The sequence below is a fragment of the Mesorhizobium sp. WSM4823 genome, assembly GCF_055811195.1.
In genome coordinates this window covers 434,594-450,816 of the sequence record NZ_JBVVQL010000003.1, presented here as the reverse complement: position 1 = coordinate 450,816, position 16,223 = coordinate 434,594, and the positions used below count along the sequence as shown (strand labels likewise).

The following is a 16,223-nucleotide window of genomic DNA, read 5'->3' as shown; positions in this document are numbered from 1 at the left end:
ATCCATGGTGAACACCGCGACGACATTTCCTGAGCCGCCGGGCATTGTCCGGCCGTTTGCGCCTGCTTTTAAGTGAAAAACATCCAATGGCAACCGAACGATACAATCCGCGCGCATCAGAGCCCAAATGGCAGAAGGCCTGGGCTGAAAAGAAGCTGTTTGAAGCGCACAACGACGACCCGCGCCCGAAATACTACATGCTGGAGATGTTCCCTTATCCGTCGGGGCGCATCCATATCGGCCATGTGCGCAACTATACGATGGGCGACGTGGTGGCGCGCTACAAGCGGGCCAAGGGTTTCAACGTGCTGCACCCGATCGGCTGGGATGCCTTCGGCCTGCCGGCCGAAAACGCGGCGCGCGACAACAATGTTAATCCACGCGATTGGACCTACGCCAATATCAAAACGATGAAGGGCCAGTTGAAGTCGATGGGCCTTTCGTGGGATTGGGCCCGCGAGTTCGCCACCTGCGATGCGAGCTACTACAAGCACCAGCAGAAGATGTTCCTGGATTTTTGGAAGGCCGGGCTGGCCGAGCGCAAATCGGCGAAGGTCAATTGGGATCCGGTCGATATGACGGTGCTCGCCAATGAACAGGTCATCGATGGGCGCGGCTGGCGATCCGGCGCATTGGTCGAGCAGCGCGACCTGACGCAATGGTTCTTCAAGATTACCTCGATGGCGCAGGAATTGCTGGACGGCCTGTCGACGCTGGAGCGCTGGCCGGACAAGGTCAAGCTGATGCAGGCCAACTGGATTGGCCGCTCGGAAGGCCTGCTGATACGCTGGCCGCTGGCTGCCGCTACGGCGCCCGCCGGCGAGCGCGAGCTTGAGGTCTACACGACCCGGCCCGACACTATTTTCGGCGCCTCGTCCATGGCAATTGCGGCAGATCATCCGTTGGCGAAAAGAGCTGCGGAAGACAACTCCGAGTTGGCCGCCTTCATCAAGGATATCAAGCGCGGCGGTACGGCGACTGCTGAGATCGAGACCGCCGAGAAAAAGGGGTTTGATACTGGCATCCGGGTCGTTCATCCGTTTGACGAGAGCTGGACGCTGCCGGTTTTTGTCGCGAATTTCGTGCTGATGGACTATGGCACGGGTGCCATCTTCGGCTGTCCGTCTGGCGATCAGCGCGATCTCGACTTCGCCAATAAATACGGGCTGCCGGTCATTCCGGTAGTGATGCCGGAAGGCGCCGACGCCACGACCTTCCAGATCACTGAGGAGGCCTATACCGACGACGGCGTGATGATCAATTCGCGCTTCCTTGATGGTATGACGCCACAGGCCGCATTCGATGAGGTAGCGACCAGGCTGTCAGGCATCGCTATCGGCAATCGGCCGCAGGCTGAGCGCAACGTGCAGTTCCGGCTGCGCGATTGGCTGGTGTCGCGCCAACGTTGTTGGGGCGCGCCAATACCGGTGATTTATTGCGACGATTGCGGCGCCGTGCCCGTGCGCGCCGAGAATTTGCCGGTCGAGTTGCCGGATCACCTGTCCTTCGACAAGCCAGGTAATCCGCTAGACAATCATCCGACGTGGAAGCATGTCGACTGTCCGCAATGTGGCAAGCCGGCGCGGCGCGACACCGATACGATGGACACGTTTGTCGATTCATCGTGGTATTTCGCGCGCTTCACAGACCCGTGGAACGAGGCTGCGCCGACGACGATGGCCGCGGTCGATGGCAAGAACGGCTGGCTGCCGGTCAACCAATACATCGGCGGTGTCGAGCATGCGATCCTGCACCTGCTCTATTCGCGCTTCTTCACCCGCGCCATGAAGGCGACTGGCCATCTCAATGTGGTCGAAGAGCCGTTCGATGGCCTGTTTACCCAAGGCATGGTTGTGCACGAGACCTACCGTATCGGCAGCGGCGCCAACGGCCAGTATGTCACTCCGGCGGAGGTCAGGGTTGACATGGTCGAAGGGGAGCGAAAGGCGGCTTTGATCAGCGACGGCACGCCGGTAGAGATCGGCGCGATCGAGAAAATGTCGAAGTCGAAGAAGAATGTCGTCGATCCCGACGATATCTTGGCAAACTACGGCGCTGATACCGCACGCTGGTTCGTGCTGTCCGACTCGCCGCCCGACCGCGACGTGATTTGGACGGAAGCTGGCGTCGAGGGCGCACACCGCTTCGTACAGCGCGTCTGGCGTCAGGTGTCGGAGGCAGCGCCCGCGCTGGCAGGGGTATCACCTGCACAAGGCGTTTCCGGTCCTGCGCTTGAACTGTCGCGTATGGCGCATCGTGCCGCCAAGCAGGTGGCGGAGGATATCGAGAGGATCGCTTTCAACAAAGGCATCGCCCGGCTCTATGAATTGGTCAATGCTATCCAGGCGCTTGCGCCCGCCGGCGCCTTCACGGCCAGCAAAAGTGAGCTCAGCGGGGACAATGTCTTGGGTGGCAGAAGTCTGAACCCGGAAAATGCTCCAGCGTTGCGTCAGGCACTGGAAATGCTCGTCATCATGATCGCACCCATGATGCCGCATCTGGCTGACGAATGCTGGTCGACCTTGGGCGGGACAGGATTTGTCGCCGAACGGCCGTGGCCGGTCTATGATCCGGCGCTGGTCGTCGACAGCGAGATCGTGCTGCCGGTCCAGGTCAACGGCAAGAAGCGCGGCGATTTGACAATTGCCCGCGACGCGGACCAAGGTGCGGTCGAAAAAGCGGTTCTGGCTCTCGACTTCGTGCAGAAAGCGCTCGAAGGTAAGGCGCCGCGCAAAGTGATCATCGTCCCGCAGAGGATCGTCAATGTCGTTGCCTGACTTAGGGAAGACAGAAGTAACGTATTTGCTGCGCCGTATCGCCCTTTTCGGCCTGGTCGCTTCGGTTGCGCTGGTTTCGGCCTGCACGGTGCGCCCGCTCTATTCGAGCGCGCCGCTGTCGGCCGGCTCGCAAGTTGGCGCCGCCGCCGAACTCGCGTCCATCTCGATCAAGCCGGTCAAAACCCGCTACGCCCAGCAGGTCCGCAACAACCTGATCTTCGCGTTGGGTCAGGGTGCGGGGGAGCCGGCTTCACCTGCCTATTCGCTCGATCTCGGCGTTTCCGAAATTGTTGAGTCCGCCGCAACTGTGCAGATCACGACCGATGAGGACGAGCCGACGGCGGGCACGGTGACACTGACCGCGAATTATGTGCTGACCGACGCCAAAACCGGCACGAGGATTGCGACCGGCAGGCGCTCGATAGCATCGTCCTACGACAAGCCCCGTCAGGAGTTTGCCACCTATCGGGCGCAGATCGATGCCGAGAACCGCGCGGCGCGCGAACTGGCGGAACTGCTGCGCCTGTCGATCGCCCAGGATCTGGTCAAGCACGGCAAGACGGTGGCGGCGGGTTAGAGCGTCGGCACAGCGACAGCTGATAAAATCACCTCAGCGGCATGCCCTCGAGATTGGCCGAAACACCTCTCCCTTCGTCATCCCAGGGCGGAGCAGGAGCGAAGCGACGTCGCGGAGACCCTGGGATCCATGCCGTAACGTGTGTGGTAAACGAAGAAGGGCCAGAATCGAGCGCCTTCGCACGGCTTACGGTCATACGTAGCCGGCCCCTGAAGGGCGTACGGTCGCGGCTACGGGCACCATTCTAGTCTAGGCCGCCGCACTTCTTCGGCAACGGTCACGGCATGGATCCTGGGGTCTGCGCCGCGTCGCTGCGCTCCTTGCTCCGCCCCAGGATGACGAAGGCGTGATGGCCGCCGATCTTCGCTTCAGCCGATCTTCTGGCCGGTCTTGGCCCAATCAGCGAGGAACTGCTCCAGGCCCTTGTCGGTCAGCGGGTGCTTGACCAGCGCCTTCAGCGTTGCCGGCGGCGCGGTGATGACGTCGGCGCCGATCAGTGCGGCCTGCTTGACATGGTTCACGGTGCGCACCGAAGCGGTCAGGATCTCGGTCTGGAAATCATAATTGTCGTAGATGGTGCGGATGTCCGAGATCAGTTCCATGCCGTCCCAGCCGCTGTCGTCGATACGGCCGACGAAGGGCGAGATGAAGGAGGCGCCGGCCTTGGCGGCGAGCAGCGCCTGGGTCGCCGAGAAGCAGAGCGTGACATTGACCATGCGGCCGTCCGACCGGATATCCTTACAGGCTCTCAGGCCGTCGAGCGTCAGCGGCACCTTGATGCAGACATTGTCGGCGATCCTGGCCAGGATCTTGGCCTCCGCCATCATATCCTTGTATTCGGTGGCGACGACTTCGGCCGAGACCGGGCCCTTGACGATTTCGCAGATCTCCCTGGTGACGTCGGCGATCTTGCCTCCGGATTTGAGGATCAGCGAAGGATTGGTGGTAACGCCGTCGAGCAGCCCCAGATCGTTCAGGTCACGGATTTCCTTGACATCGGCAGTGTCGACAAAAAATTTCATGGCGGGTCTCCTGAAGATTTTCATGTGCATGCCATGCACATTTGGGGTCGGCCTTTGCTCTAGACCAAAGTCGGGGCAAGGTCACGCCTGATGATGGAAGATTCGCCCTATGTCGCGGCTGCACCGGTCCTGGTGCCGATGCCCGCCGAGCGCCCTTACACTTATGCCGTGCCCGCCGGCATGTGCGTGGTGCCGGGTTCGATCGTGCGCGTGCCGCTCGGCCCTCGCCAGGTTGCCGGCATCGTCTGGGACGGCGCCGTCGAAAAGGTGGATACCAAAAAACTGCGCCCGATCGAGCAGGTCTTTGACTGTCCGCCGATCGACCGCGCCATGCGCCGCTTCGTCGACTGGATCGCGCAATACACGCTGTCGCCGCCCGGCATGGTGGCGCGCATGCTGCTACGGGCACCGGAGGCCTTCGACCCCGAACCGTGGATCGAAGGGCTGCAACGCACCTTCGCCAACCCCGACCGGATGACAGGTGCGCGGATGCGCGTGCTGGAAACAGCCGAAGGCGGGCTCGCCTGGACGCGGTCCGGGCTGGCACATGCAGCCGGCGTGTCGTCGACCGTCATCGACGGGTTGAAGGCGCAAGGCGTGTTCGAGACGGTGATGATCCCGCCGCGACCGGTGGTCGCAGCACCCGACCCAAGCTACGCCCAGCCTTCGCTGATGCCGGACCAGAGCGATGCGGCCGCCATGCTGCGCACCAATGTCGCGGCCGGCGCATTCGGCGTCACGCTGCTCGACGGCGTGACCGGGTCCGGCAAGACGGAGGTCTATTTCGAGGCGGTGGGGGCGGCGCTCGACCATGGCAAGCAGGTGCTGATCCTGCTGCCGGAGATCGCGCTGACCCACGCCTTCCTCGAGCGCTTCCAGGAACGGTTCGGCGCCAAGCCGGCGGAATGGCACTCGGACCTGCCGCCAAGGATGCGTGAGCGTGTCTGGCGGCAAGTGGCGGAAGGCGGCGTGCGCGTGGTTGCCGGCGCGCGCTCGGCGTTGTTCCTGCCGTTCAAGGAGCTTGGGCTGATCGTCGTCGACGAGGAGCACGACCCTGCCTACAAGCAGGAAGACCGCGTCTTCTATAACGCCCGCGACATGGCGGTGGTGCGCGGCCATATTGGCGGCTTTCCGGTCGTGCTCGCGTCGGCGACGCCGTCGGTCGAGAGCCGGGTCAATGCGAGCCAAGGCCGCTATAACAGGGCAGTGCTTTCGGCGCGCTTTGCCGAGGCGGCGCTTCCCGATCTGAAGACGATCGACATGCGCCGCGCCCCGCCGGCGCGCGGCGGCTTCCTGTCGCCGGTGCTGCTTGGCCAAATGCGGCAGACGCTGGAGAAAAAGGAACAGTCTCTGCTGTTCCTTAACCGGCGCGGCTATGCGCCGCTGACGCTGTGCCGGGTCTGCGGCCACCGCTTCGGCTGCCCGGTCTGCTCGGCCTGGCTGGTCGAGCATCGCTTTCGCGGCCAGCTCGTCTGCCACCATTGCGGACATAATGAGCGGCGCCCCGAGGCCTGCCCGGAATGTGGCACGCTCGACCATCTGGTCGCCTGCGGGCCGGGCGTCGAGCGCATCGCCGAGGAGGTCGTCGCGCATTTCCCCGACGCCCGCACCATCGTCTTGTCGTCCGACCTGATGGGCGGTGTGCGGCGGCTGAGGCTGGAGCTTGAAGCAATCGCCAATGGCGAGGCCGACATCGTCATCGGCACGCAACTCGTCGCCAAAGGCCACAACTTTCCCAATATGACTTTGGTCGGCGTGGTCGACGCCGATCTCGGTCTCGCCAATGGCGATCCGCGCGCCGCCGAACGCACCTTCCAGTTGCTTAGCCAGGTGACCGGCCGCGCAGGAAGAACCGGCAAGAAGAGCCTCGGCCTGCTGCAGACCTTCCAGCCCGATCACCCGGTGATGCGGGCGATCGTCTCCGGCGACGCCGAGGCTTTTTACGAGCGCGAGATCGCCGAGCGCGAGCGGGCGGCACTGCCGCCCTTTGGTCGGCTCGCTGGTGTCATCGTCAGTGCTGTGACGCGGGCGGAAGCCGAGGGCCATGCAAGGGCCCTGCGCCGCGCCGCGCCAGAAGCCGCCGACCTGTTCGTGCTCGGACCGGCCGAAGCGCCGCTGTCATTGCTCGGCGGACGTCATCGCTTCCGCTTGCTGATCCAGGGCGAGCGGCGCGCCGACATGCAAGGCTTCATCCGCGCCATGCTGGCCGACGGGCCGAAGATACGGGGCTCGGTGCGTGTACAGGTCGATATCGATCCGCAGAGCTTTTTGTGAGCGTGGGGCGTGACTTAGTCGGGGCTTGGCGGGTCTTGCAGGATATTCCAGCACCAAACGCCAAGCGCTTTAAAATGCCTGACGTTTGCCGTAATTACGGTAAGCTCGTTAGCTGCCGCCGTGGCGGCGATTAGTATGTCCGCGAGGCCAGGATTCTTCCCTTTCGCAGAGGCTGCTTCCTCCATTCTGCCCGCTCTTCGCGCTATGTCCGCATCGACTTCTAGAATTTGATCTGCAAATCCTTCGATGGTGTCGTTAAGCCAGGCAGTGAGACTCTCCGCGCGCTTTGTGGCCCCCGCACGATCGGTATGAAGAGCCCTTGCTTTTCACCTTGGGCTACGATCCATGTGCCGACATTTTTCGCAAGCGGCGGCCTGCCGGGCGCGAACGTGGATAAGATGGAAGTATCGATAAGATAGCGGCTCAAAGATCGATATCCCGCGACGGTGACTCGTTCCTTTCAAGCTCGATCCCTCCTGGATAGGTCAGAAGAAACTCGCCGAAGTTTCGACGTGCGACCGGATATAGCTTTTGCAAGTCTTCGACCGACACTACAGCCGCTGCTGGCTTACCGTGCTTTGTGATAATAGTGGGCTCGCCGCTCTCCGCAGCCTCGACGAGCGCTGAGAACCCTGCCTTTGCCTCCCGAACCTGCATGGTTTTCATTGCGGTTCTCCTTGTGGTCTCATGTGGTCATATTTAGGAATTGGACCGCGAAAGGAACAGTTCCTGTAAAACCCTTGGGACCGAACCAAAGGTGGCCTACATCGACGAAATCGCCCGTAGGCGCGATGAAAAGATCGACGGCATCATCATGGGCTGCACCGAGCACCATGCCGATCGGCCAGCCGGATTTCGACATTCCGGTATTCGATACGACGCGCATCCATGCCGAGGCGGCGGTAGCATTCGCGCTCTCTTGATGCGCTTTTTCTAAAGTGCCGGCCACCATTTCTAAAGTGCCGGCCACCATCTGGCGCCGGGCTTTTCCTCCGCTAGAATGCCCGAAATTTCGAAACGGCAATTTACGAGGGGGACAAGATGGAATTTGCCTTTCCATGGCCGATGAGCCAGGGCGAGTGGCTGGCATGGTCGAGCGCCGTCGTGACCTTGCTGTTCGGGCTGCTGCTGTTCCTGGCGCCGGAGCTGGCCTTCCGCATCCTGCGGCTGCAGGTCAAGCCCGAAAGGGTGGCGGCGATCGCCGAAGGGCGCGGCAGGATGTCGGGCTTTTATCTCGGCGTCAGCCTGTGTTGCATTCTGCTGGCGCAGCCGCTGCTCTACATGGCGCTTGGCTTTTCCTGGCTGTTCACCGCCTTCGGCCGGCTGCTGTCGATGATGTCGGACGGCGCCAACACGCCTTTCAACTGGGTTTCCATCGCGGTGGAACTGGTGCTGGCGGCGCTGCCGCTTGCCTTTGCCTTCGGCTTTGTGTCTTGAATCCAAAGGCTTCGACTGAACTCCGCCGCCGGATGCGACAATAGTGCCTGAAAACCATGCAGGACGACGCATTGCGGTCTTAAAATGCCTGTGCTAGACGGCAATCGACTTTCGGCCGGGGATAGCGGAAGCCGCGCCTCCGTGCTTGGAAAAATGCAGTAAGGTCAAAGATTTAGCCAGAGTTTTCGCTCGCGCCAACAATCTGCGGCCCCTCAGATAAGAGAAAAGACGGTCCGTGGCCCAATCGTCATCGCCAATCTCAGGTGTCGCAGAGCGCTATGCAGGTTCGCTGTTCGAACTCGCGCTCCAGGCGAATTTGGTCGCCAAGGTCGAGGCCGACCTCAACAGTTTCGCGGCGATGCTCGAAGGCAGTGCCGACCTTACCCGCCTGATCAATAGCCCGGTGTTCTCCAGCGAGGACCAGGCCAAGGCCATTGCTGCGATCGCCGACAAGGCAGGGATCACCGGCCTCACCGGCAATTTCCTGCGCGTCGTCGCCCAGAACCGCCGGCTGTTCGCGGTACCAGGCATGATCAAGGCGTTCCGCCAGATCGCCGCCGAGCACCGTGGCGAGACATCAGCTGAAGTCACTTCGGCGCATGCGCTGACGGGCGCCCAGCAAACCGAGCTGAAGGCGGCGCTGAAAAGCGTTGCCGGCAAGGATGTCGCGATCACCGTGACCGTCGATCCGTCGCTGCTCGGCGGGCTGGTGGTCAAGATCGGCTCGCGCCAAATCGATACGTCGCTCAAAACCAAACTCAATTCGCTCAAGCTTGCACTGAAAGAGGTCGGCTGATGGACATCCGCGCCGCGGAAATTTCCGCAATTCTGAAAGACCAGATCAAGAATTTCGGCAAGGAGGCCGAGGTCTCCGAAGTCGGCCAGGTTTTGTCCGTCGGTGACGGCATCGCCCGCGTCTATGGCCTCGACAACGTCCAGGCCGGCGAGATGGTCGAGTTCCCCGGCGGCATCCGCGGGATGGCGCTCAACCTCGAAGCCGACAATGTCGGCGTCGTCATCTTCGGCGCCGACCGCGACATCAAGGAAGGCGACATCGTTAAGCGCACCGGCGCCATCGTCGATACGCCTGTCGGCATGGGCCTGCTCGGCCGCGTCGTCGACGCGCTCGGCAATCCGATCGACGGCAAGGGGCCGATCCAGGCGACCGAGCGCAAGCGCGTCGACGTCAAGGCGCCCGGCATCATTCCGCGCAAATCGGTGAACGAGCCGATGTCGACCGGCCTCAAGGCCATCGACGCGCTGATCCCGGTCGGCCGCGGCCAGCGCGAGCTGGTGATCGGCGATCGCCAGACCGGCAAGACCGCGATCATCCTCGACACGATGCTCAACCAGAAATCGGTGCACGACCACGGGCCGGAGAAGGAAAAGCTCTACTGCGTCTACGTCGCCGTCGGCCAGAAGCGCTCGACCGTCGCGCAGTTCGTGAAAGTTCTCGAAGAGCGCGGCGCGCTCGACTATTCGATCATCGTCGCCGCCACCGCTTCCGATCCGGCGCCGATGCAGTTCCTGGCGCCGTTCACCGCCTGCACCATGGGCGAATATTTCCGCGACAACGGCATGCATGCGCTGATCAGCTACGACGATCTGTCGAAGCAGGCCGTCGCCTATCGCCAGATGTCGCTGCTGCTGCGCCGCCCGCCGGGCCGCGAAGCCTATCCGGGCGACGTTTTCTACCTGCACTCGCGCCTTCTGGAGCGGGCCGCCAAGCTCAATGACGACAATGGCGGCGGCTCGCTGACGGCGTTGCCGATCATCGAGACCCAGGCCAACGACGTGTCGGCCTACATCCCGACCAACGTCATCTCGATCACCGACGGCCAGATCTTCCTGGAAACCAATCTGTTCTTCCAGGGCGTCCGCCCGGCGGTCAATGTCGGCCTGTCGGTGTCGCGCGTCGGCTCCTCGGCGCAGATCAAGGCGATGAAGCAGGTCGCCGGCTCGATCAAGGGCGAGCTCGCGCAGTACCGCGAAATGGCGGCCTTCGCTCAGTTCGGCTCCGACCTCGACGCCGCCACGCAGCGCCTGCTCAACCGCGGTGCGCGTCTGACCGAACTCCTGAAGCAGCCGCAATTCTCGCCGCTCAAGGTCGAGGAACAGGTCGCGGTGATCTTCGCCGGCGTCAACGGCTATCTCGACAAGCTGGCGATCGACCAGGTCAGCAAGTTCGAGCATGGCTTGCTCAGCCACATGCGCTCGGCCGGCAAGGAGGTGCTCGACGGCATCCGCAAGGAGAAGGCGCTGTCGGACGATCTACGCGCCAAGCTGAAGGCGGAGATCGACACCTTCGCCAAGACCTTCGCTTGAACGAAGCCGGACGGACGGGATCAGGTTTGAAGCATGCCTTCATTAAAAGACCTTCGTAACCGTATCGCCTCGGTCAAGGCGACGCAGAAGATCACCAAGGCGATGCAGATGGTCGCCGCGGCGAAGCTGCGCCGCGCGCAAGAGGCGGCGGAGGCCGCGCGCCCCTATTCGGAGCGCATGGGCGCGGTGCTGGCCAACATCACCCAGGCGATCGGCGGCGGCGGCGAGGCCCCGGCGCTGATGACCGGCACCGGCAAGGACGACGTGCATCTGCTCCTCGTCTGCACTGCCGAGCGTGGTCTGTGCGGCGGCTTCAATTCGCAGATCGCACGCTTTGCCCGCGACCACATCCGCAAGCTTCTGGCCGGCGGCAAGAAGGTCAAGATCATCTGCGTCGGCAAAAAAGGGTTCGACATCCTGCGCCGCGACTACGCAGAGCTGATCATCGAGCGCGTCGACCTGCGCGAGGTGAAGACGCTGGGCTTCGTCAATGCCGATGCCATTGCCAAGAAAGTCATCCAGCTCTTCAACGAGGGCGGCTTCGATATCTGCACGCTGTTCTATTCGCAGTTCAGGTCCGTGATCAGCCAGGTCCCGACGACGCAGCAGATCATCCCGGCAGGCGTATCTTCCGCTGCCGCCGAGACGACCAACGGCGGCAATGCCGTCTATGAATACGAGCCGGAGCCGGGCGAAATCCTCTCCGACCTCATCCCGCGCAACATCTCCGTGCAGGTTTTCCGTGCGCTGCTCGAAAACGCGGCCGGCGAGATGGGCGCCAAGATGAGCGCCATGGACAATGCGACGCGCAACGCCGGCGATATGATCAACAAATTGTCGATCACCTATAACCGCCAGCGGCAGGCGCAGATCACCAAGGAATTGATCGAAATCATTTCGGGCGCCGAGGCGCTCTAGGCGTGCTCCCACGAAGGTCTGTGACCTTCAGGCGGATCGCGTGAGAAACAAAGAGACGAAAAGGGTAAAGACGATGGCGAAAGCAGCGACCCCCCAGAAGGCGGCCCCGAAGACCGCCGCGAAGGCGGCAGCCCCGGCAAAAGCTCCGGCAGCGGCAGCAAAGGCCGCTCCGGCCAAGAAGGCGGCAGCACCCGCCACGGCTGTTGCGGCGAAGGCACCGACCGTGGCCATCAAGAAGACTGGCTTGGCCGGCAAGGTTCGCCAGGTCATCGGCGCCGTTGTCGACGTGCAGTTCGGCGAACATTTGCCGGCGATCCTGAACGCGCTGGAAACGTCCAATGTCGGCAATCGCCTCGTGCTTGAGGTGGCCCAGCATCTCGGCGAGAACACGGTGCGCTGCATCGCCATGGACTCGACCGAAGGTCTGGTTCGCGGCCAGGAGGTCTATGACACCGGCGCGCCGATCACGGTGCCGGTCGGCCCGGGCATGCTCGGCCGCATCATCAACGTCATCGGCGAGCCGGTCGACGAGGCAGGGCCGGTCGACGGCATCGAGATGCGCTCCATCCACCAGCCGGCCCCGACTTATGTCGAGCAGTCGACCGAAGCGCAGATCCTGGTCACCGGCATCAAGGTTCTCGACCTGCTTGCGCCCTATGCCCGCGGCGGCAAGATCGGCCTGTTCGGCGGCGCCGGCGTCGGCAAGACGGTGCTGATCCAGGAACTGATCAACAACGTCGCCAAGGCGCATGGCGGCTTCTCGGTGTTCGCCGGCGTCGGCGAGCGTACCCGCGAAGGTAATGACCTCTATCACGAGTTCATCGAGTCCGGCGTCAACAAGAAGGGCGGCGGCGAAGGATCCAAGGCGGCGCTCGTCTACGGCCAGATGAACGAGCCGCCGGGCGCCCGCGCCCGCGTCGGCCTGACCGGCCTGACGGTCGCCGAATATTTCCGCGACCAGGGCCAGGACGTGCTGTTCTTCGTCGACAACATCTTCCGCTTCACGCAGGCCGGTTCCGAAGTGTCGGCGCTGCTCGGCCGTATTCCTTCGGCCGTGGGCTACCAGCCGACGCTGGCCACCGATATGGGTGCGCTGCAGGAGCGCATCACGACGACGACCAAGGGCTCGATCACCTCGGTGCAGGCGATCTACGTGCCGGCCGACGATCTGACCGACCCGGCGCCGGCGACCTCGTTCGCCCACCTCGACGCGACGACCGTGCTCAACCGCGCGATTTCGGAAAAGGGCATCTATCCGGCCGTCGATCCGCTCGATTCGACCTCGCGCATGCTCGACCCGATGGTCGTCGGCGAAGAGCACTACCAGGTTGCCCGCCAGGTGCAGTCGATCCTTCAGCGCTACAAGTCGCTGCAGGACATCATCGCCATCCTGGGCATGGACGAGCTGTCGGAAGAGGACAAGCAGACGGTGGCCCGCGCCCGCAAGATCGAGCGCTTCCTGTCGCAGCCCTTCTTCGTCGCCGAAGTGTTCACCGGCGCGCCGGGCAAGCTGGTCGACCTCGCGGACACCATCAAGGGCTTCAAGGGTCTCTGCAACGGCGACTATGACCACCTGCCGGAAGCCGCCTTCTACATGGTTGGCGGCATCGAGGAAGCGGTCGAGAAGGCACAGCGCCTGGCGGCTGAAGCGGCGTAAAGAAGCGAATAGCGAATAGGGAGTAGCGAATAGGGGCGATGTGAGCAGGCGAAGTTCTTAGACTATTCGCTACTCGCTATTCCCTACTCGCTAAATTGATCATGGCTGAAGCTTTCCAATTCGAACTGGTCTCGCCGGAGCGCCTGCTGGTTTCCGAGCAGGTCGAGTCCGTCGTCATTCCGGGCGCCGAAGGCGAAATGACCGTCATGGCGCATCACGCGCCGGTCATGACCACGATCAAGCCGGGCGTCGTCACGGTTAGGACCACCGCAGGCAAGGAAGAACGCTACGTGGTGTTCGGCGGCTTCGCCGACATCGTTCCTGCCGGCTGCACGCTGCTCGCAGAATCGGCGGTCGCCGTCGGCGATATCGACCGCGCCGACCTTGCCCGCCGCATCCAGGAAGCCAGGGAAGACGCCGCCGACGCCAAGGACGATCAGACCCGTACCAAGGCCGAGCAGTTCCTTAGCCAGCTCACCACGCTCGAAGGGGCGATATTGCCTGCCTGAAGAAGATCAGTCCGGCAATTGCAAAAGCGAGGCTTGCCTCGCTTTTTTGTTTGATGGACAGTCCTGCCTTGTCTGCCTTGGGGGCGGTAGCCTGTGACTGAAGAAACGAAGTCGAGATCCAGATGGTCGACGGCCCTGGTGTCGGTCTTTGGCGGTCCGTTCGGCGGCTTTCTTTGGATTGGAAGCGGCAAGCTGGCTGTCATAAGCTGGATCGTAACTGTGGTCGTGGGTGTCGCTCTTTGCTGGATCGGATTTCCGGTGCTTTCGGGCAAGGATGTGTCAGGGCTGGCCGATCTCTCAACTGTCGGCTTGGCGATCTTGTCAGCGGCGTTGGTCTTGCCCTTTGCGCCCCGGTTCAAGCCGGACAAGTGGTATGCGCATGGGCTTTCGGTACTGGCACTCGTCTTTGTAACGTCTTATCCGGTCGCCTTCGCGATCCGCTCGTTCTTGTTCCAGTCTTTTTCCGTGCCGTCCAGCAGCATGGTGCCGACGCTGGTGGACGGGGACTATTTTTTCGCCTCCAAGCTCGCATATGGCTATAGCCGCTACAGTGTGCCTTTCGGACTTTTGCCTGTCGACGATCGCGTCTTCGGCGTGGCGCCGCAGCAGGGAGACATTGTCGTGTTCAGGCTGCCGTCCGAGCCCAGCACAGACTCCGTCAAAAGAGTCATTGGTCTTCCGGGCGAAAAGATTCAGATGATCGCTGGTTTACTCCACATCAATGACGTGCCGGTTCGATTGGAAGACATCGGTCCGTATTCCTCTGAAGACACAGGGCCGGCGAAACAGCAGCGGGAAACTTTGCCGAATGGAGTTTCTTATTCCATTCTCAGTCTGACGGACGGATCGGTCGGTGACGATACGATGGCCTGGATCGTGCCGGAAGGTCACTATTTCATGCTCGGCGACAATCGCGACAACTCCAGCGATAGCCGATTCCGCGTGGGAATGGTTCCCTTCGAAAATCTGGTCGGCAAGGCGGTGCGGCTGTACTGGAATTCAAAGGGCAAAGATTATTCTTCTCGGCAAACGCTGGATGGTCGGGGCAAATAGGCTCACGCGTGTTAGCGCCTCCACCGCACGCACGATTGCGGGCGGTTCTGCCTCATGTTTTCGCGCTCTGTATGCCCAGCGCCGTGAAAGCAGCGGCCACTCCGCCCCGCCGCAGGCGCTCGAGATGGGCGGCCGCGAGGTCGATCAGCGTCAGGCGCTCGGCACCGCCCTTGGCGAAGCCGGCCAGGTCGAACACCGCCATTGCGGCGTCCTTAGCCGACTGGCGCCGGGTGTCGAGCGCGGCCAGCGCCGCATCGAGCGGATCGGTGAAATGGCTTTCCGGCAAGGCATTGCCGCGCGCCTCGCAGGCGGCGACCCAGGCGGCCACCACCAGCATGAGATGCGCGGGCAGGGCGCCGCCGCTCAGCCGTTCCATGGCGGAGGCGACGATGCGCTGCGGCAGTTTCTGACTGCCGTCATTGGCGATCTGCGCCGTCCGGTGGGCAAGCGCGGTGTTCGAAAAGCGCTCGGCAAGCTGGGCCGTGTAGTCGGCCGTATCGAGCCCGACATCTTGCGGCAGCGTGGGGATAGCCTCGGCCCATAATCTGTCGACGAATTGCCGGATCGCCGGATCGGCGAAGGCGCGGTCGACCGTCTCATGGCCGCTGAGCAGGCCGAGATAGGCTATGGCCGAGTGCGAGCCGTTGAGCAGGCGCAGCTTCATGTCCTCGAACGGCCCGACGTCGCCGACCATGGTGACGCCGAACTTTTCCCAGGCCGGCCTGCCCGCCGGAAAATCGTCTTCGACCACCCATTGGCAGAACGGCTCGGTCATGACAGGCCAGGCGTCCTCGACGCCGAGCTGGCCTGATATCCGCGCCCGGTCGGCACCGGTGGTCGCCGGCACGATGCGATCGACCATGCTCGACGGAAACGCCACCTCGTCGGCGATATGGCGGGCGAGATCGGTGTTGCGCAAAGCGGCGAACTCGACCAGCAGCCGGTGCAGCGTGGCGCCATTGGCCGGGAGATTGTCGCAGCAGAGCACAGTAAATGGCTGGATACCGGCGGCGCGGCGGCGCGAAAGCGATTCGACGAGGAAACCGTGCGCCGTTCGCGGCATCTGCGGGTTGGCCAAATCGTGGACGATAGCGGGATGGGCTGTGTCCAGTCCGCCACCCGCCGACCTGAGATAGGCCTTTTCGGTGATCGTCAGCGTGACGATGCGTGTGCGCGGATCAGTCAGCGCGGCCAGCACCGCGCCCGGATCTTGCGGGGCCACCAGCATCGACAGGATAGAGCCGACGACGCGCAGGCTTTCGCTGCCGCTGCTCCTGATCGCCAGCGAGTAGAGCCCGTCCTGCGGCCCCAGCGCGTCGCTTGTATCGGCGCTGCGCAGCGAGACGCCGACAATGCCCCAATCCGTCTCTCCAGCCGCCAGGCAGTCGTCGATATAGGCTGCCTGATGGGCGCGGTGGAACGCGCCGACGCCGAGATGGACGATGCCCGGCACGATCCGGTCGCGATCATATCCAGGGACCGCGACCGAAGCCGGCAATGCCTGCAGCGTGTTGTTGGAAAGGCGTCTGTTGGTCATGGTGCGGTGGTCGTCCGGAGGTACGGTTGGCAGCGGCGTAACATTCGTTTCCCTCCCGCACAATGGGTCGCCGCCATCCAGTCATCATATAACAATCTGATTTTTGTATGTTGACATTATTTCTTTCCAATCCTACC

14 protein-coding genes and 1 pseudogene are annotated in these 16,223 nt (G+C 62.7%); 11 read left to right on the top strand and 4 right to left on the bottom strand.

Features of this window, described 5'->3' with window-relative positions:
• Window positions 1-86: 86 nt before the first annotated feature.
• The gene (gene leuS, locus AC0L26_RS10930) at window positions 87-2,777 is read left to right on the top strand and encodes a leucine--tRNA ligase (RefSeq protein ID WP_473632511.1); all 2,691 of its coding nucleotides are present in this window, start codon (window positions 87-89) and stop codon (window positions 2,775-2,777) included.
• On the top strand, window positions 2,764-3,354 hold the full coding sequence (locus tag AC0L26_RS10925) for an LPS assembly lipoprotein LptE (protein WP_473632510.1): 591 nt from the start codon (window positions 2,764-2,766) through the stop codon (window positions 3,352-3,354). Before leuS ends, AC0L26_RS10925 begins: the two co-directional genes overlap by 14 nt.
• A gap of 368 nt (window positions 3,355-3,722) precedes the next feature.
• Here AC0L26_RS10925 and fsa read toward each other — a convergent pair whose 3' ends face one another.
• Entirely contained in the window at window positions 3,723-4,376 is a 654-nt protein-coding gene (gene fsa, locus AC0L26_RS10920; RefSeq protein ID WP_352928393.1) for a fructose-6-phosphate aldolase, read from the bottom strand.
• Between the two features lie 90 nt (window positions 4,377-4,466).
• Between fsa and AC0L26_RS10915 the strand changes: the two genes are divergently transcribed.
• On the top strand, window positions 4,467-6,650 hold the full coding sequence (locus AC0L26_RS10915) for a primosomal protein N' (RefSeq protein WP_473632509.1): 2,184 nt from the start codon (window positions 4,467-4,469) through the stop codon (window positions 6,648-6,650).
• Between the two features lie 14 nt (window positions 6,651-6,664).
• On the opposite strand, the gene AC0L26_RS10910 is transcribed toward AC0L26_RS10915, so the two are convergent.
• Complete coding sequence (locus AC0L26_RS10910) at window positions 6,665-6,877, bottom strand: PIN domain-containing protein (protein WP_473632714.1); 213 nt, start codon at window positions 6,875-6,877, stop codon at window positions 6,665-6,667.
• A gap of 196 nt (window positions 6,878-7,073) precedes the next feature.
• Window positions 7,074-7,316, bottom strand: a complete 243-nt coding sequence (locus AC0L26_RS10905) for a type II toxin-antitoxin system Phd/YefM family antitoxin (protein WP_352928388.1) — start codon at window positions 7,314-7,316, stop codon at window positions 7,074-7,076.
• Window positions 7,317-7,380: 64 nt separating this feature from the next.
• Here AC0L26_RS10905 and AC0L26_RS10900 point away from each other — a divergent pair.
• The 8 genes and pseudogenes from AC0L26_RS10900 to lepB all read left to right on the top strand — a co-directional run.
• Window positions 7,381-7,573, top strand: a pseudogene (locus AC0L26_RS10900) (aspartate/glutamate racemase); the annotation flags it as partial.
• A gap of 118 nt (window positions 7,574-7,691) precedes the next feature.
• A complete protein-coding gene (locus tag AC0L26_RS10895; protein WP_352928386.1) occupies window positions 7,692-8,087 on the top strand; it encodes an AGROH133_08824 family phage infection protein in 396 nt (131 codons plus the stop codon).
• Between the two features lie 235 nt (window positions 8,088-8,322).
• The gene (locus tag AC0L26_RS10890) at window positions 8,323-8,883 is read left to right on the top strand and encodes a F0F1 ATP synthase subunit delta (RefSeq protein ID WP_473632508.1); all 561 of its coding nucleotides are present in this window, start codon (window positions 8,323-8,325) and stop codon (window positions 8,881-8,883) included.
• Entirely contained in the window at window positions 8,883-10,412 is a 1,530-nt protein-coding gene (atpA, locus tag AC0L26_RS10885) for a F0F1 ATP synthase subunit alpha (protein ID WP_127206280.1), read from the top strand. The genes AC0L26_RS10890 and atpA overlap by 1 nt, the downstream gene beginning before the upstream one ends.
• Before the next feature lie 33 nt (window positions 10,413-10,445).
• Entirely contained in the window at window positions 10,446-11,330 is an 885-nt protein-coding gene (locus tag AC0L26_RS10880; RefSeq protein WP_473632507.1) for a F0F1 ATP synthase subunit gamma, read from the top strand.
• Between the two features lie 73 nt (window positions 11,331-11,403).
• Window positions 11,404-12,987: a F0F1 ATP synthase subunit beta gene (atpD, locus tag AC0L26_RS10875; RefSeq protein WP_473632506.1), complete on the top strand. Its 1,584-nt coding sequence runs from the start codon at window positions 11,404-11,406 to the stop codon at window positions 12,985-12,987.
• 101 nt (window positions 12,988-13,088) lie between these two features.
• Window positions 13,089-13,496: a F0F1 ATP synthase subunit epsilon gene (locus AC0L26_RS10870; protein WP_473632505.1), complete on the top strand. Its 408-nt coding sequence runs from the start codon at window positions 13,089-13,091 to the stop codon at window positions 13,494-13,496.
• A 93-nt stretch (window positions 13,497-13,589) separates the two neighbouring features.
• Window positions 13,590-14,549, top strand: coding sequence for a signal peptidase I (gene lepB, locus AC0L26_RS10865; RefSeq protein WP_473632504.1), 960 nt, complete (start codon window positions 13,590-13,592; stop codon window positions 14,547-14,549).
• 52 nt (window positions 14,550-14,601) lie between these two features.
• Here lepB and AC0L26_RS10860 read toward each other — a convergent pair whose 3' ends face one another.
• Window positions 14,602-16,086 carry a mannitol dehydrogenase family protein gene (locus AC0L26_RS10860; protein ID WP_473632503.1) on the bottom strand — a complete coding sequence of 495 codons (1,485 nt, stop codon included), beginning with the start codon at window positions 16,084-16,086 and terminating at the stop codon, window positions 14,602-14,604.
• Window positions 16,087-16,223 lie beyond the last annotated feature (137 nt).

Coding starts and splice junctions, on each gene's coding strand:
- leuS (WP_473632511.1), top strand. CDS start 87: ATGGCAACCGAACGATACAATCCGCGCGCATCAGAGCCCAAATGGCAG.
- AC0L26_RS10925 (WP_473632510.1), top strand. CDS start 2,764: ATGTCGTTGCCTGACTTAGGGAAGACAGAAGTAACGTATTTGCTGCGC.
- fsa (WP_352928393.1), bottom strand. CDS start 4,376: ATGAAATTTTTTGTCGACACTGCCGATGTCAAGGAAATCCGTGACCTG.
- AC0L26_RS10915 (WP_473632509.1), top strand. CDS start 4,467: ATGATGGAAGATTCGCCCTATGTCGCGGCTGCACCGGTCCTGGTGCCG.
- AC0L26_RS10905 (WP_352928388.1), bottom strand. CDS start 7,316: ATGAAAACCATGCAGGTTCGGGAGGCAAAGGCAGGGTTCTCAGCGCTC.
- AC0L26_RS10895 (WP_352928386.1), top strand. CDS start 7,692: ATGGAATTTGCCTTTCCATGGCCGATGAGCCAGGGCGAGTGGCTGGCA.
- atpA (WP_127206280.1), top strand. CDS start 8,883: ATGGACATCCGCGCCGCGGAAATTTCCGCAATTCTGAAAGACCAGATC.
- AC0L26_RS10880 (WP_473632507.1), top strand. CDS start 10,446: ATGCCTTCATTAAAAGACCTTCGTAACCGTATCGCCTCGGTCAAGGCG.
- atpD (WP_473632506.1), top strand. CDS start 11,404: ATGGCGAAAGCAGCGACCCCCCAGAAGGCGGCCCCGAAGACCGCCGCG.
- AC0L26_RS10870 (WP_473632505.1), top strand. CDS start 13,089: ATGGCTGAAGCTTTCCAATTCGAACTGGTCTCGCCGGAGCGCCTGCTG.
- AC0L26_RS10860 (WP_473632503.1), bottom strand. CDS start 16,086: ATGACCAACAGACGCCTTTCCAACAACACGCTGCAGGCATTGCCGGCT.